Annotated in this window: 12 protein-coding genes; all 12 read right to left on the bottom strand. The window is 60.7% G+C overall.

From position 1 onward, the window contains the following. Positions 1–11 precede the first annotated feature (11 nt). The 12 genes from DWX63_RS01125 to glp all read right to left on the bottom strand — a co-directional run bounded on the left by DWX63_RS01125 (position 12) and on the right by glp (position 24,301). Positions 12–13,013: a leucine-rich repeat protein gene (locus DWX63_RS01125; RefSeq protein WP_117842552.1), complete on the bottom strand. Its 13,002-nt coding sequence runs from the start codon at positions 13,011–13,013 to the stop codon at positions 12–14. Positions 13,014–13,139: 126 nt separating this feature from the next. Then, positions 13,140–14,282: an aminotransferase class V-fold PLP-dependent enzyme gene (locus DWX63_RS01130; protein WP_117842553.1), complete on the bottom strand. Its 1,143-nt coding sequence runs from the start codon at positions 14,280–14,282 to the stop codon at positions 13,140–13,142. Then, entirely contained in the window at positions 14,279–14,530 is a 252-nt protein-coding gene (locus tag DWX63_RS01135) for a DUF3343 domain-containing protein (protein ID WP_117564982.1), read from the bottom strand. Before DWX63_RS01135 ends, DWX63_RS01130 begins: the two co-directional genes overlap by 4 nt. Positions 14,531–14,549: 19 nt before the next feature. Next, positions 14,550–15,176 (bottom strand): sulfurtransferase-like selenium metabolism protein YedF, encoded by a 627-nt coding sequence (gene yedF, locus DWX63_RS01140; RefSeq protein ID WP_117842576.1) that lies wholly within the window; start codon positions 15,174–15,176, stop codon positions 14,550–14,552. Positions 15,177–15,236: 60 nt separating this feature from the next. After that, positions 15,237–16,286, bottom strand: a complete 1,050-nt coding sequence (gene selD, locus DWX63_RS01145) for a selenide, water dikinase SelD (RefSeq protein WP_117842554.1) — start codon at positions 16,284–16,286, stop codon at positions 15,237–15,239. A 70-nt stretch (positions 16,287–16,356) separates the two neighbouring features. Further along, a complete protein-coding gene (locus DWX63_RS01150) occupies positions 16,357–17,121 on the bottom strand; it encodes an acyl-CoA dehydratase activase (RefSeq protein WP_117842555.1) in 765 nt (254 codons plus the stop codon). Between the two features lie 154 nt (positions 17,122–17,275). Then, entirely contained in the window at positions 17,276–18,442 is a 1,167-nt protein-coding gene (locus DWX63_RS01155; RefSeq protein WP_199411052.1) for a double-cubane-cluster-containing anaerobic reductase, read from the bottom strand. A gap of 445 nt (positions 18,443–18,887) precedes the next feature. Continuing rightward, entirely contained in the window at positions 18,888–19,958 is a 1,071-nt protein-coding gene (locus tag DWX63_RS01160; RefSeq protein WP_117842556.1) for a sulfate/molybdate ABC transporter ATP-binding protein, read from the bottom strand. A 3-nt stretch (positions 19,959–19,961) separates the two neighbouring features. After that, positions 19,962–21,404: a molybdate ABC transporter permease subunit gene (modB, locus tag DWX63_RS01165; RefSeq protein WP_233514424.1), complete on the bottom strand. Its 1,443-nt coding sequence runs from the start codon at positions 21,402–21,404 to the stop codon at positions 19,962–19,964. Positions 21,405–21,472: 68 nt separating this feature from the next. Then, a complete protein-coding gene (gene modA / locus DWX63_RS01170; protein ID WP_117842558.1) occupies positions 21,473–22,345 on the bottom strand; it encodes a molybdate ABC transporter substrate-binding protein in 873 nt (290 codons plus the stop codon). A 203-nt stretch (positions 22,346–22,548) separates the two neighbouring features. Continuing rightward, positions 22,549–23,028, bottom strand: coding sequence for a molybdenum cofactor biosynthesis protein B (locus DWX63_RS01175; protein ID WP_117758703.1), 480 nt, complete (start codon positions 23,026–23,028; stop codon positions 22,549–22,551). A gap of 10 nt (positions 23,029–23,038) precedes the next feature. Continuing rightward, entirely contained in the window at positions 23,039–24,301 is a 1,263-nt protein-coding gene (glp, locus tag DWX63_RS01180; RefSeq protein ID WP_117842559.1) for a gephyrin-like molybdotransferase Glp, read from the bottom strand. Positions 24,302–24,486: the final 185 nt, after the last annotated feature.

The following is a 24,486-nucleotide window of genomic DNA, read 5'->3' on the forward strand; positions in this document are numbered from 1 at the left end:
CTTTTGAGCCGTTACGCGTCCGAGCGACGACGACGCAGCAGCTCGAGCGCTATTGCGATAAGCGCAACGGCGCCCGCAGCCACGGCGACGGCCAATGGCGCGTGATCGCCCGTATCGGCGAGCTGCTGAGCGCTCGACTTGGAAGATTCCTTCTTGCCGGAGTTTTCCGCGCCCGATGCCTTTGCCTTATCAGCTGCGGAGTCATCCGAACTACCGGGTTTTGTCGGATCCTTTGAATCCGGCTGGTCCGAATCGGGCGTTCCGGGCTTTTCCGGCTCCGGCTTACTCGGGTTGTCGGGCTCAGGCTTATCCGGGTTATCCGGGTCCGGCTTGTCCGGCTGATCAGGCTCCGGTTTGCCGGGCTCGGGCCTGCCCGGGTCAGGCTGGTTGGGCTCGGGCTTGTCCGGCTGGTCCGGGTCAGGCTGGTCCGGGTCCGGCTTGTCCGGATCGGGTCCATCGGGCTTGTCCGGATCGGGAACCACCGGGTCCGGGTCGACAGGCTCTTGCTTCTTCTTCACCGTCAGCGTACCGGGCTCAACCGTGACATCAAAGTTCGGGTCGGTGACCGTCGCCTCGATCTGGTACTCGCCCGCCGGAGAACTCTCATCGGCGACGCAGGAGTACTCGACCTTCACGCCCGAGGTATCGGCCGAGCTCTTTAGGCTCGAGGTAAAGGCGGGATTCATCTCTCCCTCGAAGCGTTCAACATCGTCGACTTTTACCTTAAGCTTCGTCGGCGCAATCCTGAACTTGCGCGAGGCGGCGCCGATATACCCGTTGCTTCGCAGCGTGGCAACGGCGCGATACGTGCCGGCATCGGTCGGGGCCTCACTCGACGAATAGTGCGTGCCGCCCGTCCCGTAATACCTGACCCTCAGGTCACCTTCGCAGGCCTTGGGAACCCCCGTGACCTCGGGCGCCTGGGCGTCACCGCTATAGACGAAGTTGCCGCTCTCAAATGCAAGCTTGACCCGCTTCGCCTGAACGACCAGAACAAAGTGCGCGGTCCCGGTCTCACCCCGAGCGTCCTTGCACGTGATGTCAAAGCTAGACACTCCGGCCTTGGACGGGGTGCCCGAGAGCGTCAGGCCGCCCGCTGTGCGGGTGAGCTTAAACCCGTCGGGGAGCTTAGCGTCGTCCCATGTGTACTCATATGGAGCTTCGCCACCCGCGGCACCCGCAATCGTCGCTCGATACGTGCTATGCGCACGTGCGACCGGCAGCAGACCGCCGTTGAACACGAGGGCATCCCGGAGCACAACGGAAACGACGGCACGATCGCTTTCCACCTGCGCCTCGGTACCAAGGTAGCGCTGAGTGACGCGGCAGAAATACTCGCCGGCGCAATCCTCATCAAGGCCCTCGATGAGGAGCGTCTCCCCCGTCTCGCCCTCGAGCGCCACGGTCTCGCCGCCCACCATGTGGAACCACTGATAGGAAAGTTCGACATCGGCGGCGGAACCCGTGGACGAGGACGTGTGGTCGAGGACGCCCTTGCCCGCCTCGGCAGCAACCGAGAGCACAACAGCATCGCCCTCGTGGGCACTCGCGTCCTGTGGCTGCGCAATCACCTTCGGAGCGTCCGCTTTCGCGAACTCGAACGTAATCTCGTGCGACGCGGTGACGCCACTCAGCGTGACCTCGTACGCTCCGCCCTCATAGCCGGAAATATCGAGATCGATGGCCTTGTCCGGGCCGGCTTCCGTGACCGTCACCCGCTCGAGGTAGCAGCCCTCGTCGGGCGTCGCCGAGAGCGTCACGTCGCCGCCCGCATCAACGGTGACGGAAGCGTTGTCGACCGAACCGTTGACCGCCTTTGCCGTCACCTCAAAGCGCTCGGGCTTGTCCGGGTTATCGGGCTCGGGGTTATCAGGGTCGGGATTATCGGGATCAGGCTTGGGATCTGGATCAGGCTTGGGATCTGGATCAGGCTTGGGATCTGGATCAGGCTTGGGATCCGGATTAGGATTATCGGGCTCCGGATTATCCGGGCCGGGGTTAGGACCAGGATCAGGCTGATCAGGATCCGGGTTGTCCGGGTCGGGGTTATCCGGATTGTCCGGGTCCGGAACCACCGGGTCGGGACCGACGGGCTCCTGCTTCTTTTTCACCGTCAGCGTTCCGGGCACGACCTCGACATCGAAATTCGGATCGGTGACCGTCGCGCCGATCTGGTACTTGCCAGCAGGAGAGCTCTCATCGGCATCGCAGGAGTACTCGACCTTCACACCCGAAGTATCAACCGCACTCTCCAGGCTCGAGGTAAACGCCGGGTCCGCCTCTCCCTCGAAGCGCTCGGCGTCGTCAACCTTCACCTTGAGCTTTGCCGGAGCGATCTCGAACTGGCAGGCAGCGGCACCGATGTAGCCGTGGCTGCGCAGCGTGGCGACAGCGCGGTATGTGCCGGCATCGGTCGGGGCATCCGTCGAGAAATATTGCGTACTTCCGCATCCGTAGTACCAGACCTTCAGGTCACCCTTGCAGACCTTGGGAGCACCGGAAACTTCGGGGGCCTGCGACGCGCCATTAAAGGTAAAGTCGCCATCCGTAAACGTAAGCTTTACGCGCTTTGCCTGGACAGCGAGCGCAAAGCGGGCGGTCATGGCCTCGCCACGGGCATCCGTGCACGTAATATCGAAGGCGAAAACGCCCGTCTTGGACGGAACACCAGAGAGCGTCAGACCGCCCGAAGTACGGGAGAGCTTGAGCCCGTCGGGGAGCTTCGTCTTATCCCATGCGTACTCGTACGGAGCCTTGCCGCCCGCGGCCCCGGCAATCGTGGCGATGTACGTGCCGTGCGCACTCGCTGCCGGCAGCAGGCCACCGTTAAACACAAGGGTGTCCCAGGCAACGACGGAGACGGAGACGCAATCACTGTCCGTCTGCTTCTCAGTACCAAGGTAGCGCTGAGTGATGCGGCAGAAATACTCGCCGGCCAGCTCGTCGTCGAGGTCCGCGAGCGAGAGCGTCTCCCCCGTCTCGCCCTCGAGCGCCACGGCCTTGCCATTCACCATGCGGAACCACTGGTAGGAGAGCTCAACCTCGGCAGCGCAACCCGTGGACGAGGCCGCGTGGTCGGCGACGTTCTTGCCCGCCTCGGCCGCGACCGAGAGCACAGCCGAATCGCCCTCATGGACGCTCACGTCCTGCGGCTGCGCGACCACACGCGGAGCGTCCGCCTTCGCAAACTCGAACGCGACCTCCCGCGATGTGGTGACATCGCTCAGCGTGACCTTGTACGCCCCGCCCTTGTAATCAGAAATGTCGAGGTCAACGGTCGCATCTGAGCCGGCCTGCGCGACCGTCACGCGCTCGAGGTAGCAGCCCTCGTCGGGCGTCGCCGAGACGGTCGCATCCCCGCCCTCAACGACCGAAACCAAGTCGTTGTCGACCGAACCGTTGACTGCCTTCGCCGTCACCTTGTAATGTTCGGGCTTCTTCTTGACCGTCAGCGTACCGGGGTCGACCGCGACATCAAAGTTCGGATCGGCAACCGCCGCGTCGATCTGGTACTCACCCGCCGGCGATTTCTTATTCGCCGAGCAGAAGTACGTAACTTTAACGTCCGAGGTGTCGCAACGGCTCACCAAGCTGGAGGTAAACTCGGGATTTTCCTGGCCCTCAAAGCGCTCGGCATCGTCGACCTTCACCAGCAACTGGGCAGGTGCAACGGAAACCGTCAACTCGACGTCCTCGGCGGCAAGATAGTTTCGAGACGCCTTGGCATGGGCGACAACACGTGCCGTACCGGCAGCCTTCACCGTCGCGCAGCGTCCCTTAATCGAAACCGGGCCCCTATCGTCATCGGAATCGACCAGCTCAAAAGTCACGGGAGTCTGGGCAACGTTGTTAAACACAATGGGGTCTCCACCATACACGCCCGAATAGCTTGTCGTTCCCGTAATGACCTGGCTCGCCTTTGTAATCGAGAACTCGGCGGACTCTTTACCCTGATAGTTGGAGTCAGTCACCTTAACCGTGACGCGGTAGTTACCGCTGTCGCACGGCTCCAGCGCCGTCGGACCATAGGACGTTCCATCTATACCGCAATAGGCAACGGAATAGCCAGACGCATCAAGGCCGGCAACCGCAACCGCCGCACCGTGTCGTGCGCCATCGTATGTCACATCAGACGTCTCGATCGAAATATCGACCGGGGCCTTCTCGATCGTGAAGTCACAGGAGGCATTACCGACATATCCCTTGGCGTCGAGCGTCACCACCGCACGATACGTGCCGGCATCCACCGGCGCCTGATCCGACGAGTAATGTGTGTCGCCCGTGCCAACATAGGTCAGTTTGACATCGTCCTCGCAACCCTCGGGCACGCCCGAAAGCTCCGGGGCCTGCGCCGTCGCGTTGTAGGTAAAGGTCTGGCCCTCAAATGTAAGCGGGGCTTCCTTCGCCTTCACGAGCAGCGCGAAGTGCGCATCGCACTTGTTGCCCAGGTCATCAGTGCACCCAATCTTGAAGCTATGCACACCCGTAGCCGCAGGCACGCCCGAGAGTACCAAGGCGCCCGATCCGTCATCTGCCAGCGTCAGCTGCATGCCCTCAGGAACCTCAACATCATCCAAGTTGTACGCATACGGTGCCTTGCCGCCCGTAGCGCCCGCAATCACGACGCGGTACTCATCGTGAGCGGTCGCCACCGGCAGCACGCGCCCGTTAAACACAAGTGCTTCTCGCGGCACGATGGATACCTTCGCATGTTCGGTATCCGTCTTTGTCACCGTGCCCAGGTAGTTCTGCGTAATGCGACAGAAATACTCACCTTCGCCGTCGCTGTCGAGCTGGGTGATCGAAAGCGTCTCCCCCGTCTCGCCCTTCAGCGCCACCGCCTTGCCGCCATCGTCAGACACGCGATACCACTGGTAGCTCAGCTTGACGTCTGCAGCGGATCCAGAAGACACGGCCGCATGGACGCGAACGTTGCGCCCCGCCTCCGCGGCAACCGAAAGTTCAACCGGATCGCCCTCATAAGCACTTGCATCCTGCGGCTGAGCGAGCACCTCCGGAGCCGCAGCCTTTGCGAATTCAAACGTGACCTGCTGCGGAGCACTCACGCCACTCAGCGTGACCTCATACGCCCCACCCTTATAGTCAGAAATATCAAGGTCATAGGCATTGCCGGCCGAACCATCCTCGCCAGCCTCTTCGGCAACGGTCACGCGCGTCAGGTAGCAGCCCTCATCGGGCGCCGCCGAAAGCGTCACCTTGCCATCCGTGGCGACCAAAGCAGACTCCGGATCAACCGATCCGTTGACCGCTCGGGCCGTCACCTTGTACTTAGGCGCCTCCGCAAAGCGCGCCTCGACAGTCATGTTGTCCTCGGGGACAAACGTCCAGGTAGCATCCGTGCTCAGCGGCTCATCGCCCAGCGACCCGTCGTCGTTGCGTGCATACCACCCATCGAACACATAGCCCGCATCGGGAACGGCAGTCAGGGTCGTGGACTCACCGTTCTCGACTTCGTTGGTCACGGCATAGCCCAGAGATTCGTCCTCGGAGGAACCCTCGACGTGTCCGCCCTGACGCGAATCCACCGCTGTAACCGTCATCGACGCCCGCTCATAAACGGCCGTAAAAGTACGGTTGCCAAACACTACGCGGTTGATCACCGGCGTAAATCCCACAGGCACGCCGTTCTCATCGACCCAGTATTTAAACTTCCAACCCTTATGCGGCACGGTAAACATAATCGCCGCGGAGTGGTAGGAGCCACCCGTACCGAGCGCCACCATCGAAAAGCCAGCATCCTTAGGATACGTAGCGACCTGAACATCGCAGCCCGTCTCGTAGAACACGGCCGTAAGCTGCTTATTCTCCTTGGCGGTACCGATATAGAAAGCGCTGTAGCTCACCGTGACACCCGCATCGTCGACCCAATGCGAGAAGTGGTACTTCTTCCACGGAATCGCAATCGCCATAAAAATGTCGCCCCTGTCGTAGGACCTGCTGCCGGCAGGAATGCCGTCGACCAGAAGGGCCGTACCGCGGAAGATGGACGAGCCAGTGACGGTAATGGTCACCTGTCCATCGGATTCGAACTGCGCGTAGTACGTTATGTCTTGCGTGGCGGTCACATCGAGGGTCGTCGCGGTCTCGACAATCGAGGTGCCCTCCTTATCGGTGCTCCATCCCACAAAGCGATAGCCCATACCGGCAACAGCGGACAGTTCCACCTGGTCGCCCACGGCAAAGCTACCGCTGCCCGTAACACGGCAGCCCCTGTTCGAAGCCTTGTCCTTCACCACGACCTCGCCCGCAACGGTCACCTCGTACGGATCGGCAAACACGGCCTGGAGCTCCAACGTATCGTCCTCGAGCCCCTCGACCATATCCTTGTCGAGCTTAACCCAGCAATGGGCGTCGCAGCTCAGCAGCAACTTGTTGCCCTCGGCATCCAGGACATACCAACCGGCAAATCGCTTGGTACCCATAGGCGTAGCGTTGAGTTCGACCGTATCACCGAATTGATAGGAGCCCTCGCCGCTCAGGGTGCTAACGCTATCGTCACTCGCGCTCAAAACGACCTGATAGGACTTAGGCGTAAAGGTCGCCGTATAGGTGGCGTCACCCGCGACCTTAACGGTATAGTCGGCGTTCTCGCTGACTGTCTCGCCCTTGTCGTCCGTCCAACCCGCAAACGAATACCCGGTGTTGGCGATCGCACGAAGCGTTGCGCGGTCGCCAGCCTCATAGCCACCAAAGCCGCTCACGACTCCGCCCTCGGCAGGCGAAGCAACGGTATGCACGACATACGAACCCGACGCAAAGACGGCATAGAGCGACGTATCCTCACGCACGGTAAATCGATAGGTTTTCTTGGAGCTCACGCATGTGCCGTTACGGAACCAGCCCACAAAAGCCGTATCCTCGGCGGCGACCGTACGCACGGTTACGACCTGTCCAGCGGCATACGCCCCCGCGCCCTCGACCGTGCCCATGCTCTCTTCACACGAGACGTCCACCGTATATTGTTTTGCCGAGAACACGGCCTGGAGCGCCGTGTCAGACGTCGGCACCACGTGATAGGTGATGTCGCGGCTTACCACGGCGCCCGAGGCATCGGCCCAATACTCAAACGCATAGCCCGAAAGCGCATGCGCGGTCAGCGTGGCGGCATGCCCCGCCTCAACGGTACCTGTGCCCTCGACCCAGCCGGCGACGCTCGATTCGACCAGCGAACCGGTGCCGGAATCAACTACCGCCGCGGCGTCGACTTCATAGCTTTTTGCCATAAAGCGAGCGACGTGCACATGGCTGCGCTCCTGGTGGCAGGTGAACTCCGCATCGGCAGACTCAAACGTGCCGTCGGCCGTATACCAACCAGTAAAGACGTAACCGGGATTGGGCGTCGCCTTAAGGGCAACCTCCGCGCCGCGGTCGGCAAGGATTCGGCTCGCCTTGACGGTGCCGCCCTCCGCAGGATCGGCGAGAGGCACGCAGACGGTATCGATCGGCACGAAGGCCGCGGTAATAACGCAGTGTCCGGTTTTACCGCGAGCCTTCGCAACCAACGAGGTCTCGTGCTTAAGGCTCTTCAGGCGACCATTGACGTACCAACCCCGGAACAAAAAGCCAGGATGGGCCTTGGCCGTCAAATGAAGGGTTTCCCCTAATTTAAACGTATCGGTCGTAGGCTTCACCACGGTCCCATTGCACGTCACGGTACCGCCGAGCCATGAATCGGCGGTGACGATGACCTCGGGCTTTGAGTCGGTAAAAATCGCGGTATAGGTATCGCTCTTGGTGACCTTGACGACCAGCTCGGCGGTGTCGTACTCCTTACCGGAGCCATCCTTCCAATGGTCAAAACGATAGCCGTCGTTGGCCTTTGCCTTGAGCATCACCGTATCGCCGTAGCCACAGGTAACAGAAGATGCGCCCGGATGCCCCTCGATCTCAACGGTACCGCGCTCCACAAAGGTCTTTTTTGCCTTCGCCGTCACGGTATACGTGTTTTCCTCAAACACCGCACGCACGGTGCATTCCACGTCCTCGGGATAGAACTCGAGGTAGCTGGGGTCGGTGCCCAAAAGCAAGTCCGTCTTGGCGTCGTACCAGCCCTTAAAGGTAAATTGTTTGCTCGCCTCGGCCGTGAGTTCAATGCTCAGCGTGGCAGGCTCGCCCTTCATGCAGTAGCCCTCGCCGTGCACCATATATTTGCCCGCCATGGCCGCGGCCGGCTCAACGACCACGTCTACCTTGCAGGCGCGCGTAAACTTCGCTTGGATCACGCAGTCGGTAATGGGCTCAAGGGTATAGGAGCGCTCGCTCGAAACCAGCGTCGCGGTGGCATCCGAGCCGCCGTTGTTCAGGTACCAACCGTCAAAGATATAACCCTCAGATGGCGTGGCCTCCGCAGTCACGCGCTCACCCTCGGGGACCTCGAGGACCATGCCAGCAGTCTCGTCGCGCTTCAGTGCAACGGTGCCGCCCTCGAGCGGGTCGGCCTCGGCACGCACGGTATGCGTATCTCTGCCGTCCATTACGGCCTCAATTCGGGCATTGCCGTTAACGCGGTATTCGCAAACTTCCTGCTTGTTGGCAATCGTGATACCCTGCGCATCGGTTTCTCGCCACTCTACAAAACGGTACGTTTTCTCCGGATTGTCGGGGCGCACCTTGGGCCGCATCGTAAACGTGAGAATATCGCCATCCTTCGCGCGAACCTTGCCATCCACGACTGGCATGCCATCGCACAGCACCTCGGCGCTATCGAAGGGATCGGTATTCACCAGAATAGTCTTGTCCGCCTTGCGGAAGCGCGCAACCAGATGGCGGTCGACCTCGGCCTTGAAGATATACGTGCGCTCGGGCGAAACCTCGATGCCGTCCTCAAACCATCCCACAAAGGCATAGTCGGGACCCTCGCTCGCAGTGACCATAGCCTGATCGCCACGGGTGATGCTCTGCTTTACAGGGCTTGCGGTGCAGCCCGTCGAAAAATCGGCCTGAATGCCATCGGCTTCGGCAACTGCCGTGACCTCGACTTTTTTCTCAAAGACGGCCGTCATCTTTACAACCTCGGGCGTCAGGTCCGTGATCGTCATCGTCTTGAGAGGAGATGTCGAGACCTCGACGCCGTTCTCTTTCCAACATACGAAGCGATAGCCGGGATTTGCGACGGCTTCGAGCGTGGCGACCGTCCCCTCGTAGTGGAAACCACCGCCGGTAACGGCACCGCCCACCTCGGGCTGCGCGGTGGCAATAATCTCAATCTTATGGTCGCCATGAGGCTTGGGCTTCTTGTGGTCGTCGATGATGTCCTTAATCTCCTTGAGCACCTTGGTGCCCACAGCGGCAACATCCTCAATGTTGTCGGCCATACCGATCTCAATCACCGCGTCGGCCGCGATGGGGTCGACAATCTCGCCCAGGCCATACATGGTGGCGAGAACGGCCGCAGCCGTAATCGCGGCAATGAGCGCGGCCTTCAGCGCCGCGAGTGACTCGTCGGGGTCAGTCGCCTCGCGGAAATGCGCGGTGTACTGCACATCTCCCTCGAGCACAAACGTGTAGGACGGACCATCGTCGCCGGTAAAGACAACGTTGCCGAGGGCATCGGTCGCGTAGTCAAACACATAGCCAGGCATTGGCACCGCCACGACCGTTACGCGCGACCCGATGCCATACAGACCGGTGGAAAGGAACTGCCCGAGCGGCTGCCCGTTCTCATCGACCCCATCCACACTCAGCACAACGCTCGCCTGCGGAGCGCAGTATCGCGGAGTGATCTCGATCCTAGCGTCAGCCTTGTCCTCGGACACAATCGCGTCCGCCTTGTCCACCGTATAGGTAAAGTCGAGCTGATCGCTCGCGGCGTACGCATCATCGCCCTCGCCCAGATACCAGCCCAGGAACAGGGCATTATCCGTGACGGCGGAAACCTCAACCGTCTCGCCGGCATTGCGATAGCAGTTTTGGGCGGTAACACTCAGGTGCGCATAGTCCTGCGACGAATCGGTCGCCTGCGCATCGTTGACATGCACCGCATAGTCCTTGAGCTTAAAGCGAGCCTCCAGGGACAGATCCTTATCCGGCGTAAACGTGTAGGCCGTCTCTTTGGAGATGTACTTGCCGGACTCGGTGTCATACCAGCCCTTAAACGTGATGTTGTCGTTGAGCATCCCCAAAGCACCGGCATCGAGCGTGACCTCGGCGCCCGCATCGATCGTCGTCGCGCCGGAAACATCGGGCAGCTCAACGCCGTCCATCAGTTTGCGTTCGCCTTTATCGATCGTTTGAGCATAGGAGATCTGGAACGACGTCGGCTCAGGCTTCTTAAGCTGTAGCGTGCCCTTGGTCTGGGTTTCAAAATGTGAATAGCCATCGTCATACACGAGCTTTACGGGCTGTCCGTCCATCGACTCATCGAAGACGTCACCGTCGCATGGAGTCGCCGTAAGGTACTCACCCAGTTCTCCCTTTATGAGGGCTTCGTAGTTCCAAATCGATACCGAATGCGGGTAATCGAGCTCGACGCTCATGCCCTCGAGCGAAATGGTGTCCCCCGGCTCATAGGTCATGTTGTTGGGGTCGCATGAGATCTCAACGTTCTCGAGCACCTTGCCCACCGGGACGGGCAGGCAGCCGTTGCACCTCTCCCAAACAGCCTTGGGCTCTCCCTTGCTGTACTTTGGAATCATCTTTGCGGGGACCATGACGGTCATGTTGTATTTGGGGAACGTGTCGGTGTTAATGAGCACCGCATGGTTGCACCCAAAGAACACGGTCTCGAGATTGGTACTGCCAAACGCCTTTTCCGGCAACTCCTCGATCTTGGAGTTATATGGCAGCGTCAGTCCGCCGCTCAAGTCGGTGCCGTAGAAGCAGGTGTGGCCAAGCGTTTCGACCGTTGTGTTGCTCTCGAGCCCTGTGGTAGCAAGGTCCGAGCAAAACCTGAACGCGCAAACGCCAATCGATGTAATGGAGGCATTCTTGTCCAGGCCGGTATCGGTCAGAGCCTTGCAGCCTTCGTAGGCTCTGTCGGGAATCGATGTGAGGCCGACAACCTTGTCGAGCCCCGTGGACACCAGTCCACTCTCGGCAAACGCGGCGTCGCCCATCGAGCCAATGGTAGTAGTCTCGCTGATGTTCAGGCTCGCAAGCGACTTGCAGCCATAGAATGCCTCTTTTCCGATGGTGCCGATGGTCATACCGGAAAGGCTGATATTGGTGAGATTCGGGCAGTTATAGAAGGCGTGCAATCCGATTTTGGAAATGGAACTGTTCTCAAAGCGCACCGAGCGCAGATTGGAAGAGTCGGCGCAGAGCTGTGCGTCGACTTCATCAACCCCGTAATCGACAATCAAATTCGTTACCATTCGACCATCGACAGAGTTCTCGCGCGGGTTGTTTTCATCGATTTCTACCGTAAGATTTCCGTTTGCGTCGCACGGATACAGATAGTAGTTGGGCATGAGCTTGGCATACTCGTAGGCCGCCTGCTGCAGGTTGCCCTTGCTGTACGCGACAAGGCGCGTGTAGCCATCGTCGTACACGAGCTGTATAGGTTCTCCGTCCATCGACTCGTCGAAGACATCACCATCGCAGGGGGTCGCCGTAAGGTATTCGCCGAGTTCTTCCTTTATGAGCGCTTCGTAGTCGCTATCCATCGTCGAATGAGGATATTGAAATGTGACACTCATGCCCTCGAGCGAGATCTTTTCCCCCGGCTGATAGGCCATCTTGTCGGGATCACGCGAGATCTCAATCTTTTGGAGCATCTTGCCTACGGGGACGGGCAGGCTACCATTACAGCTCTCCCAAACCTCTTTAGGGTGGCCGCTTTCGTATTGCGAAACCATCTTGGCAGGGACCATGACAGTCATGTATTGCTTGGGAAACGTGGTGGAATTAATGAGCACCACATGGTCGCACCCAAGGTACACGGTTTCGAGCTTAGAGCCATAGAACGCACGGCTCGGCAGTTCCTCGATTTTGGAATAAAGGGGCAGCGTCAGCCCGCCGCTCATATTGGTCCCGGAGAAGCAACCTTCGCGGAGCGTCTTGATCGTCGTATTGCTCTCAAGTCCGGTCGTCGCAAGGCGGGAGCAGTTTTTGAACGCATTAACGCCGATTGACGTGATGGATGTGTTCCCGCCCAGACCGGTATCGGTCAGAGCGCTGCAGGCATTATAAGCGTTCTCAGGAATCGAACTGAGACCAACGACCTTGTCGAGACCCGTAGACCGCAGCCCGCTCCAGGCAAACGCGGCATCGCCCATAGAGCCGATGGTAGCAACGTCATTAATGTTCAGGCTCGTAAGCGATCCGCACCCAGAAAACGCCTCTGTTCCGATGCCCCCAATGGTCATACCGGAAAAGCTGATATCGGCGAGATTGGAGCACCCAGAAAAGGCGTGTAGTCCAATTGAAGAAATAGAGCTGTTCTCAAAACGCACCGAACGCAAATTGGAGGAATACTCACAAATATATCCGGGAACCCCATCCACTCCGTAATCAACGATCAGATTGGTTACCAATTTACCGTCGACAGAGCTCCCGTACGGGTCGTTTCCATCGATCTCTACCGTAACGCTTCCGCTTGCATCGCACGGATACACATAGCCATTCGGCATAAGCTTGGCATACTCGTAGACCGTTGGGTCCTCATACACGAGGGGATCGACTTCGCTGTCATCGGACGAGGACTCTGACGTTGCAGGCGAGCTCTTTGCAGCATCGGAATCAGTCGCAGCACTTGTGAGGTCCTGAGCTAGGCTCGTCCCGGGGGCGTCGGATGCCGCGCTGGATGAGTCGTCCTGCGTATTATTCTCCTGATCGGAAGACGCGGATGAAGCGCTTTCGTCCGAAGGTGATGATTCATCGACCGCATCGGTATCGGAGCCCGAGTCGGTCTCTTGGGCCTCGCTCTCAACGGCAAGCGCCCCGGCGTCATCGGCATAGGCTGTGCTGGGCGCAAGGAGTATCGAGGTCACGACCATCGCGACCGAAAGATAGACGACTAAAAACCTATAGAGGGCAGCAGTGATCCTGTTCATAGGAACCTTCCCGCAATTTGCAAAGATACAGAGTCCCAGTGTGGGCCATCATCACACAATACCCTGTATAAGCGACAATGCGGGAAGGCTGCGCAAACGGTTTATCTAAGGGCGCAAATGGTTGGTCTAATCGCTGCTTAAATCGCGCAAAGCGTCAATCGCGGTGTCGACTTCCTCGGCCGCGTTGAAGTAACCAAACGAGAAGCGAACTACGCCCTGGCGCTCGGTTCCCAGTGCACGGTGCATGAGTGGGGCGCAATGGGCACCGGGGCGCGTCGCAATCCCCCACCCCTGCATGAGCGCGTCCGAGATCTCGGCAGAGTCGATATCACCCACGTTGAGTGAGACGATCGCCGAGCGCGACGGCTGGTCAAAGGCGCCGTAGAGCTTGATCTCCGGGATTTCGCGCACGCCAGCGAGAAAGCGATCCGCCAGTGCTCGCTCATGCGCCGCAATCGCCTCGACCCCGCTTTGCGCCTCGATAAAGTCGAGACCTGCGGAAAGTCCCGCGATGCCGTGGCCGTTGAGCGTGCCCGCCTCAAGGCGCGTGGGCCACTCAAGCGGCTGCAGCGCATCGAAGCTGTGCACGCCCGTGCCGCCCATGGCCCACGGCGCCACGTCAATGCCCTCCGCCACGGCCAGCCCGCCGGTCCCCTGCGGACCCATGAGTCCCTTGTGGCCAGTAAAGCACACCACGTCGAGCCCCATGGCCTGCATATCGATATGCATCGCGCCGGCAGACTGCGAGGCGTCGACGATCACCAGCGCGCCGGCAGCATTGGCCATGGACGCCACGCGCGCAATGTCGACCGCGTTGCCAGTCACATTGGAGGCGTGCGTCACCACCACAGCACGCGTACCGGGCGTGACCAGCCGCTCGAGCTCGTCGTAGTCGAGCACGCCGTTGGTATCACAGCCCGCATGCTCAACCGTCACACCCTGCTCTGCCGCCAGGCGGTTGAGCGGACGCAGCACGGAGTTGTGCTCGAGCACCGTTGTGACCACATGGTCGCCGGGGCGCACCACCCCGTTGATGGCGGTGTTGAGCGCCGCCGTGGAGTTGGGCGTAAAGCACACATGGTCCGCCCTCGGGCAACCCAAAAGGCGCGCGAGCTTGGCACGGCAAGCGTGAATCGTACGAGCGGCATCGAGGGCACCCGACGTGGCGCCGCGCCCGGCATTGCCGAGCGAGCACATCGCCTGCGTCACGGCATCGATGACCGTCTGCGGCTTGTGCATGGTCGTCGCCGCGTTATCCAGATAGATCATCGCACGACCTCCCACATATCAATCACGGTATAGCCCTCGGTGGGAATGCCCGCTGCGGCAAGCTCGGCGCGCAGCAGTTCCTCATCGGCAGGCAACGCCTTCCACGCCAGACCGCAGCCGGCAGCGACCTCCCCGGGCACGGGAATCGTTCGCCCGGGAAGGCCGCGCTCGATGCATAGGGTCTCGCACCCCATGGCGGCCGCCGTGGTGGGAAACGTGATGACAAGCGCCGGGCGCTTCTCCCTCATGGCAACTCCAACCAATACGCTACGGGCGCACGACGCGCACGGCCTGCTCCATCTTCTCCACGATCACGTACATGTTGGTGACCTCGCCCACCGCAAGCTGGTCTTTAATGCCAAAGTGGTCCAGGCAGGTACCGCAGGTGAGAATCTCGACACCCTGCTCGGCCAGGCCCTTCAGGTCGTCGAGCACCGGAGAGCCCTCTACGGTGAGCTTGGCACCGCCGTTGTAGAACAGCATGGTCGCGGGCAGCTCCTCCTGCTGCGTCACGGCAAAGATGAAGGCCTTCATGAGCTTGTGGCCCAGCTCGTCGTCGCCACGGCCCATGCAGTCGGTGTAGACGGAAATGACGAGTTTGCCCTTGCTGGCGCTGGCGTCGCAGAAAGCGGCACCGTCCTGCTCGGGGTCCGCAACGGCCACGGCACCGGCGGTCGCGACGGTCACGTGCCACTCAGCGTCCGAGATCTTCTCGACCGAGGCCGTGCGGCCCTTCTCCTGCGCCATCTTGGAGATGTTCTTGACGGCGGTCTCGTTATCGACCGAGGTCACCACGGCACCCTCGCCGTCAAGCTGTTTGAGCGCCTTAAGCGTCTTGACGACGGGCAGCGGACAGGCATCGCCCATGGCATTGACTTCAATTTTGGTAGACATAGCAAAATCCTTTCGAAAGGGGCCGCCCAGAACAACGGACGGTCGCATAAACGGTTTTCCTTAATGCACAACGCGAACAGCAGGACCGCCTGGCACCGGCTCGCACACGCGACCGACGACGACGGCGATACGTCCCTCGGCATGCAGACGACGCGCGAGCTCATCCACATCGGCAGCAGGCGCCGCGATAAGCAGGCCACCAGACGTCTGCGGATCGTACAGCGCATCCAGCATGCCCGGCTCCAAGTCCTCGTCGGCAGCCACGCGCGGGCCAAAGAAGTCCTGGTTGCGGTAGGCGCTGGCTGGGATAATGCCCAGACGCGCCATATCGAGCACCTGCTCAAAGAGAGGCACCGCCCCCGATGCAAGCTCAATCTGCACGCCCGAGCCCTCGGCCATCTCGCACGCATGCCCGATCAAGCCAAAGCCCGTGACGTCGGTACAGCCGTGAAGTTCGAGTCCCTCGGCCAGGCGAATCGGGGCCTCGTTGAGGGTGCGCATCGAGTCAAACATGGCTGCGGCCTCGTCCTGCTCGATGAGCTCGCCCTTAATGGCCGTGGTGATGATGCCCGAGCCGATCGCCTTGGTCAGCAGCAGGACATCGCCCACGTGCGCGCCGCTGTTGGCGAGCATGCGGTCGAGCGCGACAAAGCCGCTCACGGACAGGCCGTACTTGGGCTCGTCGTCGTTGATGGTGTGGCCGCCCGCGATGGCGCAGCCGGCCTCGACGCACTTGTCGGCGCCACCCGCCAAAATCTTGCCGGCAACCTCAACACCCAGGCAACTGGGTATGCAGAGCAGGTTCATGGCATGGCTCGGCCGCCCGCCCATGGCGTAGATGTCCGACAGCGAGTTGGCCGCGGCGATCTGGCCAAACAGGAACGGGTCGTCGACCATCGGCGGGAAGAAGTCGATGGACTGCACGAGCCCCAGGTTCTCCCCTACGCGGAAGACGCTCGCATCGTCGGAGGTATCGAACCCCACGAGCAGGTTGTCGTTATGCACATTGGGTAAGTCGCCCAGGACCTGGGCGAGGGCTCCAGGAGCCAACTTAGCGGCTCAACCGCTCGCGGCAGTCATAGACGTGAGCTTAATCTGATCGTCAGGCATCGATACCCCCTCTCATCGGTCAATCATTTTCTCTCAGTATACGCATGAATACGAGCCCAAGGCGGATGCATTAATTGAGCGCCTGTGCGCGAATCGCCGCGCCGATGGCACCGGCAAAGCGAGCCTGGGGCGAGGTGGTCACCGGCGACCCCAGTAGCTCGCCCAACCGCTCCACCACGAAGGCGTTCTCGCACAGGCCACCGGTCAGGTAGTACGGGGCGCCCGCGGACTGCCCGGCCATGGTCGCCACGCGCGAGACCACGCTGTCGATCACGCCACGTGCGATGTTCTCGCGCGGCTCACCGCGACCGATCAGACTGATAACCTCGCTTTCGGCAAACACCGTACACATGCTGCTGATCTTGGTGGGCTCGCCGGAACGCGCCAGGTCGGCCATCTGCTGCTGGGAAATGCCTAGGCGGTCGGCCATAATCTCCAAAAAGCGCCCCGTGCCGGCGGCGCACTTGTCGTTCATGGCAAACTTGGCCACGCGGCCACTTTTAAGCTGAATGACCTTGGTGTCCTGGCCGCCCACGTCAATCACCGTGCCGTGATCGCCAAACAGGCGCACAGCACCGGTGCCGTGGCAGGTGATCTCGGTCACGACCTTGTGCGCATAGGGCACGGCGACACGGCCGTAGCCAGTCGCGATCACGCGCACGTCGTCGGCGCACACGCCATAGCCGGCCGCTGCCAGTGCCTCGCGCAGCCGCTCGGAAGCATCGACCGAGGAGAACCCGGTTGGCTGCACGCACGTCCACGCCACCGAACCCTCCCTGTCGACCACAGCAGCCTTAGCCGCCGTAGACCCGATATCAATCCCGATCCCTATCATGGCTCTCTCCTAATCCAAACATCAAAGACAGCGGCGCGTTCAGGCGCCTTAGCTCTAGGTTTCTCAGGTGCCGGAGGTTGCCCCGAAAGAGGAGCGCGGCGTACTTTGGTACGCAAGCGACGGTTTGAGGGGCAAGATCCGGTGCCTGAGGAAGCTAGAGGGTTTCGATGAAGGCGGCGATGCGGGTCTCGATCTGGCCCATGTCACCGTTGCTGTAGTCGGTCTCGATCTTCATGTACGGAATGCCCGCGCCCTCAACGGCCTCTTGCATGCGCGCACTCTCCACGTTAAAGGTGTGGCAGGCCTGTAGCACGCTCTCTACCACGCCATCGACGTGGTACTTCTCGCACATGGCCAGCGTGTTTTCCATACGACCGTCGTTGGGCGTCATGACCGAGCAGTTGATATCCAGATAGCGGTCGGCGATGGCGCGCAGGATATCGGGAGCCTCCGGGTCGATCATCATGGCCGCCGTGCGCTCGCCCGAGCAGTCGTCCATGCACACGACCACGCCGCCGTTGGACTCGATGGTGCGGCCAATCTTGTTGATCACGCCGCCCACCGGGCAGCCGGTGATCAGAATGCGCTTGGCATCCGCCGCAACCGGGCGCTCGCCCGCGTCGAAGGCCTCACGCAGCTTGGCAACCTTTTGCTCCAGCTGGTCCGTATAGGCCTCGATATCAAAGCTGAACGTACCGGCAAACATGGTGCTCATCAGGTCGACGCCGCTCATGGCCGCCGGCTGGTTAGCCTGCAGCGCAAACATCTCGAGCTGGGCCGCACGCAAGCGATTGCGACGGCGCACGGCGGCACGTAGGTTATCGTCGGTAATCGTGATGCCGTAGAAGCCCTCGAGCTCCTCCTTGAGCAGTCGGCACTCCTCGTACCAACCCTCGCGCTCGTAAGCGCGCTCGCGACCCTGCGGCAGATGCAGAATATGCGTGCGCTTGAGCTCGTTTAAGAGCTCGTACATCTTCTTCTTGCCGTCACAGGTGGTCTCGCCGATGATCATGTCGCTAAAGTACGTAAACGGGCACTTTTGCGAGTAGGCAAAGCCGTACGTCGATTTGATGAGCGGACACAGATTTGCCGGCAGTACCTTCTCGGCCTCGGGAATAACCTCGTCGGACGTTCCGCAGAGCGCCACGCTCGCCGCGCCCGCGGCATCGATGATTTCGAGCGGCGTATAGCTGCACAAAAATCCGACCAGGCGATTACCCGCCTGCTTGTAATCCTTGACGCGAATAAACGCCGCCTTGCGCTGCTCGTTGAACTCCTCAAACGTGCTGGGCAACGTAACCTCTTCGATTGCTTCAGCCATGGCGGTTCCCCTCTCGAACCAAAAACGGATAACAGCGGTATCGATGCACGACGGGCGGCGATTGCCCTGCCGTGCTCAAACCCGGAATTTTGGGGAACCTGCTTTGCGGTTGACTATTTAATTGTGCGTCGTCTCTCCCGGAGCCGTGAACATACCTGCTCATATGCGGCTCCGAGCGATATATAGGGCACGCGCGGCAACGCGGCGAATGTATGTCGTCTGCGGCATGTGCGCACCCTCCTTAACCAGTTGAGGTCAACTATATCAACGGTCATCGACCATGCGAACACCGTTGACAATCGTACGACAGCTGCGGGATGCGAACACCTCGCTGTCTGATAAATAATTATCAGATTGATAAGATTTTGTCATATAGAAATCGGCGAGCGGTAAAGTGGAAACAAAGCGGTCGAGGACTACCTCCTCGCCCGCATCGCCCACCGCATTAACGACAAACCAAATGGATCCTGCTGGCATCAAAATGCATGCGCAACGTCTCGCCTGCTTGCGGCAGCTCGTCGACAGGCATGCCCACTTTGTTGACCTTCCACTGCAGGCGCGTCGGCGCATCGGCACGCGGCACATCCAGCAGCACCAGGCGCTCAAAACGCGAATCGCTCACGCGGGCCACATGCAGATCGTAGCTGTTACGACCGCGCTCAGCGCGGTTGTCCACATGGAAGTAGCTTGCACGAATACCCAGGTACGCCACATTATCGGGAACCTCACGGCCCACGTTGAAGGTCATGCCCCAGTCCAGGGCTTCAACTTCCTGAAGCTCGATCTTGCGCGCGCGGCTCGTATTCTTGCAGCCCGTCAGACGCAGCGCAGCCAAGGTTTGCGGCCGGCGGACCACGTCCTCGACGGAGCCGATCTCCTCCACATGCCCGTTATGCATCACGCAAATACGCTCGCACAGACGGCACGCTTCGTCGATGTCGTGGCTCACGTAGAGTACGGTGCGGTTGCAGACATCGAACAGGTCGAGCATGTTCTGCTCGAGCGCGCTCTTGAGGTACGCATCGAGCGCACTCATGGGCTCGTCGAACATAAAGATGCCGGGATGCGCCGCCACCATGCGGGCAAGCGCCACACGCTGCTGCTGGCCGCCCGAAAGGCGCGCGGGATAGCGGTCGGCAAAGTCGGCCAGTCCAAAGATACTCAGGTAGCGCTCGGCAAGTTGCTTGCGCGCCGCGGCGTCACCTGCACCCTCAACGCCGGCGCACACGTTATCGGCCACCGTCATATTAGGGAACAGCTGATAGTTTTGAAACATCAGGGCGCATTTTCGCTCCTGGGGCGAAAAGTTGATGCCCGCCGCAGAGTCAAAGAAGGTCACGCCGTTGACGACGATCTTGCCCTCGTCGGGCGTCTCCACACCGGCAATGCAGCGCAGCGTGCAGCTCTTGCCACAGCCCGAGGCGCCCAGCAGCGCCACACGCTCCTCGCCGGCCTCAAGCTGCATGTCGAGCATAAACCCGGGATAGCGTTTTTTGATATCCAAAACGAGTGACATAGCTTATCGACCTCCCTGCGGTGCTGCGTCATCGCGCATAAGCTCGGCCAGCGCCTCGCGATCGATGCGCAAGGCATCGCCGCCGACCGGGTCGAGCGAATCGGTCTGGCTGCCCAGCCGCTTGGCCTGCTTGCGCTCCGCGCGGGACAGGCCGCGCTCGCGGTACTTTTGCGAATGCGCCGTGTACATATTGATGAACAAAATGACCAGGAAACTAAACACGATCACGACGACGACCCAAAAGAGGGCCACCGACGTGTTGCCGCCCATCCACTCAAAGTAGATGGCGATGGGAATGGTCTGCGTAATACCGGCGTAGTTGCCCGCAAAGAACAGGGTGCAGCCAAACTCGCCCATCGCGCGGGCAAAGGCGAGCACCGTGCCGGCGGCAATCGAGGGCCAGCCGAGCGGCATCATGAGCTTGGTAAAGATGCGACACTCGGACCATCCCAAGGTTCGCGCGGCGTCGAGCATCTGCGTGTCGAGGCTCTCGAAGGCTCCGAGTGCCGTACGATAGACGAGCGGGAACGACACCACCACGGCAGAGATCACCGCCGCCGGCCACGTAAAGACAATCGAGATGCCATGCGCGATGAGCCACTGGCCCACCCCGGTCGAGCGGCCAAACAGCATGAGGAGCAGAAAGCCGCAGACCGTGGGCGGCAGCACCATAGGAATCGTAAAGACCGAATCGAGCAGGCCCTTGATGCGACTCGAGGTACCCATAGTCTTCCACGCGGCAAACAGGCCCAGTGCAAAGGCAATCACCAGGGCAAGGCCGCTCGTTTTGATGGACACCCAAAACGGGCGATAGTCGATGTCGCCCAAAAAGGAAGCCAGAGAGGTCAAGGGCCCCTGCTCATCCCGCAACGCGACAGACGACGCCTCTACCATTTGAGCGCTATCAAGCCAACGCGCGCCGCCCTTGGCATCACCCGAGGCTGATGCAATCACCGCATAGCGGTCCCCATCCGCACCACGCACATCAAAGCCATAGGTATACCCGCCGGCATCAAACGTTGTTTCCGCCGTGACATACCAAGGAAGATCCACGTCCCCTAGCTGCGCACCTCCCATGCAGTTTGCGCTGTCGAGCTCACAGACAAGGGCCTTGAGACCCGATACGCACTCGTTGTCCTGCGGATCCAATCCATACTTCTCGACTGCCTTGGGCGATATCCACACCACAACGCGATCGGCAGCGGGCGCCACCACAAGGTCCACGTCCTCGTCAACGGGAAACCGGTAGCCCTCAGGCTGGCCCTCCATGGCACGAGCGGTCCCCTTGGCCAACCGCTCAAAACCCTCGATCCCATAGGAAAGCCCATGAGCGGTCGCAGCAACCTGGGCCCCGTCCTCAGCGTCCCCAGCAAACGCAAATCCCGGCACCCAGCAAAGCGCGAGGGTCAAAGCACAGGCGACAAGCATGCGGAATCTTTTAAGCACGAAAAGCTCCAAGCGAATACAAGGACGGAGTGAAACACAAAACGATGGAATTATCGCGCCAAGCCGCACTACTCGGAAAGCTCAAAGCCGTACTTAGCCCAAATCTTCTGAGCCTTCTTGTTGGACAGGCAAAAGTCGATAAACGCCTTGGCCTCGTCGGCGTGCTCGGAGCCATCGGCGACAGCGCCCGGATACACGATGGGCTTATGCGAGTCCTCGGGACACACAAAGGCCTCCTCGATGCCGTCATAGCGGAAGATATCGGAGCTGTAGACAAAACCGGCCACGCAGTCGCCCGTAGAGACGTAAGACGCAGCGGTGCCGACCTTGTCGGCCAGGGCCACCTTGTCGGCAAGCTCGGGTGCATACTCGCCGTCGTCGCCCTCGGTGCCGGTGTAGAGACCCACAGAAGCTAAGGCCTGGTTGGCGTACTTGCCGGCGGGGACGGTCTTGGCGTCGCCGATGGCGATCTTGCCGTCCAGATTCGCGACGTTGGCGATGGCCTCGATCTTGGTGTCGGAACCCTCAGCACGAATGATCACAAGGTCGTTGACGAACATATCCTCACGGGTGTCGGCATCGACGAGCTCGGCGGCCTCGGCGTCGTCCATGGTGCCCTTGGAGGCGGTGATGAGCACGTCGACCGTGGCGCCGGCGCGCATCTGCTCGACAAGGTCGCCAGACGCCTTAAACTGCGTGTCTGCAAACGTGGTGCCGGTCTGGTCGGTGTAGAGCTCTTGGACCTCGGGCAGAGCCTTCTCGAGCGAGTTGGCGGCAAAGACCTGCAGCTCGACAGTTTTCTTGGAAGATGCCTTGGCAGAACCGGCATCGGATCCGGCCGGCTCGGACGTCTTGCTGCCCGAGCAGCCGGCAAGACCAAGGCCGGCAGCGGCGACAGCAAAAAGCGAGACGAATCCGCGGCGAGAAACCATATCGAACATATTCAACCCTTTCGGACCTTGTGCCCGGGTACCCCACCGCGAGCTATAATCTGCAATCAGATTATACTTTCACGCGAATAATGATAGTGAGAAATTATTCTCGTCAGAGAATATAGTTTCGAGTTAGCGTGCACCTCGGCGTCGCTTCGGTGGAAAACAAAAGCGGAGCAGCCGTTCAGGTCGCCCCGCCGCAGGTAAACCGCTTAGTTGGTATGTCCGCCGCCCGCTGTCATTTGGGCTGCATGCTCCAGCTGGTCCGCTATGGCCTCCCAGCTTTCGCGGGCGGCCTTCGTAGAACCGGGAAAGTTTACGACAAGTGTATGACCTCGTTGCATGCAAATAGCGCGCGAGAGCATAGCGCGGTGCGTCTTGGTCATGGAGTAGGCACGGATCGCCTCTGCAATACCCGGCACATCGCGCTCGCAAACGGCACGCGTCGCCTCGGGCGTCACATCGCGCATCGAAAGCCCCGTGCCGCCGCAGGTGAGCACGACATTGGCGTGGCACTCATCGGCGGCTTCCACAATGGCATCACCGATCTCGCTGACGTCGTCGCGCACAACCACATGTGAGGCGACCGTCCAGCCCTGCGCCTCGATAAGTTCCTCGAGTGCGGCTCCGGCCTCATCCTGGGCAAGATCGCGCGTGTCCGAACACGTCACGATCGATATCTTCAGCTCCATAGTATTCCTCCTACAACACGGCGCCCTCAGGCAGGTCGACGCGAACAATGTCCACGACATCGCCCACCTTGAGGTCGCACGGTCCTTCGTCAACACGCAACAGGCAGTTAGCCCGCTGCATCGTGCCGAGCAGCGCCGAATTCTGCGTCTTGGCCTCGGTCACCAACAGCTCACCGGTCTCGGGGTCGCGCAAAACCGTGGCGCGATCGAAGAAGCGGCGATGCTGTCGCTTTTTCACGCCGTGCGTGAGCGTCGCCTGCTGCACGGGACGCGTACCCTCGGCAAAGCCGCGCATCTTGCGGATCGCGGGGCGGGCGAGCATCTCAAAGCCCACATACGCCGCCGCGGGATTGCCCGAAAGCCCCAAATACGGCTTGCCCCCAAGCAGGCCAAACGTGATGGCTTTGCCGGGACGCATCGAGATGCGGTCGAAGAGCACCTCGCCCTCGCGCCGGACGAGCGCCGTCACATAGTCGTAATCGCCCGCCGAGGCACCGCCGCTCGTAATGACAAAATCGCACTCCTGCACGGCGCGATGCACGAGCTCGGCGATTGCCTGCTCATCATCGGGAGCGATGCCAAAGAACACCGGCTCGGCGCCGGCATCGAGTGCCTCGGCCATCAACGCCGACGAGTTGGAGTCGCGAATCTGCCCGCGCGCCGGCAGCTCACCCGGCGCGACCAGCTCCGTGCCCAGCGAGATAATGCCCACACGCGGCGCGGCATGCACCTTCACGCTCGCATACCCGGCGCTCGCCAGCAGGCCAGCGCCGGCCGGGGCCACAACCTCGCCGGCGTGCATCACAACATCGCCGACATGGGCCTCCTCGGCGGCAGAGCGAACGTTCTCCCCTACCTTGGCAGGCGCCGAGAAGCTCACGTGCGAGCCCTCGTTGCCGTCGCCGTCAAGCACCTCGACGATCTCGTATTTCACCACGGCATCGGCACCTTCGGGTACCGGCGCGCCCGTCATGATGCGGACCGTCTCGCCCACGCCGACCACGCCCTCAAAGACATGGCCCGCGGCCTCGTGTCCGACAACGTCGAGCGTCACCGGCGCCTCGCCAGATGCCTGCGCCAAGTCCGCCGAGCGCACGGCATATCCGTCCATAGCGCTGTTGGCAAACGGCGAAATGTCGATATCGGCCACCGCGTCTTCGGCCAAGGGAAAACCAGCCGCCTGCCATACCGGGACCTCGATGAGATCCGTCGGAGCAACGTGCGACAAAACAATCGACTGCGCATCCTCCAGCGGTATGAGTTTCTCTGCCATATGCACCTCTTAATGCCACGGCGCACAACAGGGGCGCCAATTCTTTATGCTTGTCTCAGTATAATCCCCCGACGCACGACCGCGACTCGGCCTGTACCCGCAAATACACCTGTCGGTTGCAGGCCGCGAAACAGAATGGAAACCAACCCACCGGCTCGTCGCGTTTACCGCGTTTTATAATGCTC

Origin of the sequence: Collinsella sp. AF20-14LB (genome assembly GCF_003459505.1) — a bacterium.
Taxonomy (GTDB): domain Bacteria; phylum Actinomycetota; class Coriobacteriia; order Coriobacteriales; family Coriobacteriaceae; genus Collinsella.

Coding starts and splice junctions, on each gene's coding strand:
- DWX63_RS01125 (WP_117842552.1), bottom strand. CDS start 13,013: ATGAACAGGATCACTGCTGCCCTCTATAGGTTTTTAGTCGTCTATCTT.
- DWX63_RS01130 (WP_117842553.1), bottom strand. CDS start 14,282: ATGATCTATCTGGATAACGCGGCGACGACCATGCACAAGCCGCAGACG.
- DWX63_RS01135 (WP_117564982.1), bottom strand. CDS start 14,530: ATGAGGGAGAAGCGCCCGGCGCTTGTCATCACGTTTCCCACCACGGCG.
- yedF (WP_117842576.1), bottom strand. CDS start 15,176: ATGTCTACCAAAATTGAAGTCAATGCCATGGGCGATGCCTGTCCGCTG.
- DWX63_RS01150 (WP_117842555.1), bottom strand. CDS start 17,121: ATGATAGGGATCGGGATTGATATCGGGTCTACGGCGGCTAAGGCTGCT.
- DWX63_RS01155 (WP_199411052.1), bottom strand. CDS start 18,442: ATGGCTGAAGCAATCGAAGAGGTTACGTTGCCCAGCACGTTTGAGGAG.
- DWX63_RS01160 (WP_117842556.1), bottom strand. CDS start 19,958: ATGTCACTCGTTTTGGATATCAAAAAACGCTATCCCGGGTTTATGCTC.
- modA (WP_117842558.1), bottom strand. CDS start 22,345: ATGTTCGATATGGTTTCTCGCCGCGGATTCGTCTCGCTTTTTGCTGTC.
- DWX63_RS01175 (WP_117758703.1), bottom strand. CDS start 23,028: ATGGAGCTGAAGATATCGATCGTGACGTGTTCGGACACGCGCGATCTT.
- glp (WP_117842559.1), bottom strand. CDS start 24,301: ATGGCAGAGAAACTCATACCGCTGGAGGATGCGCAGTCGATTGTTTTG.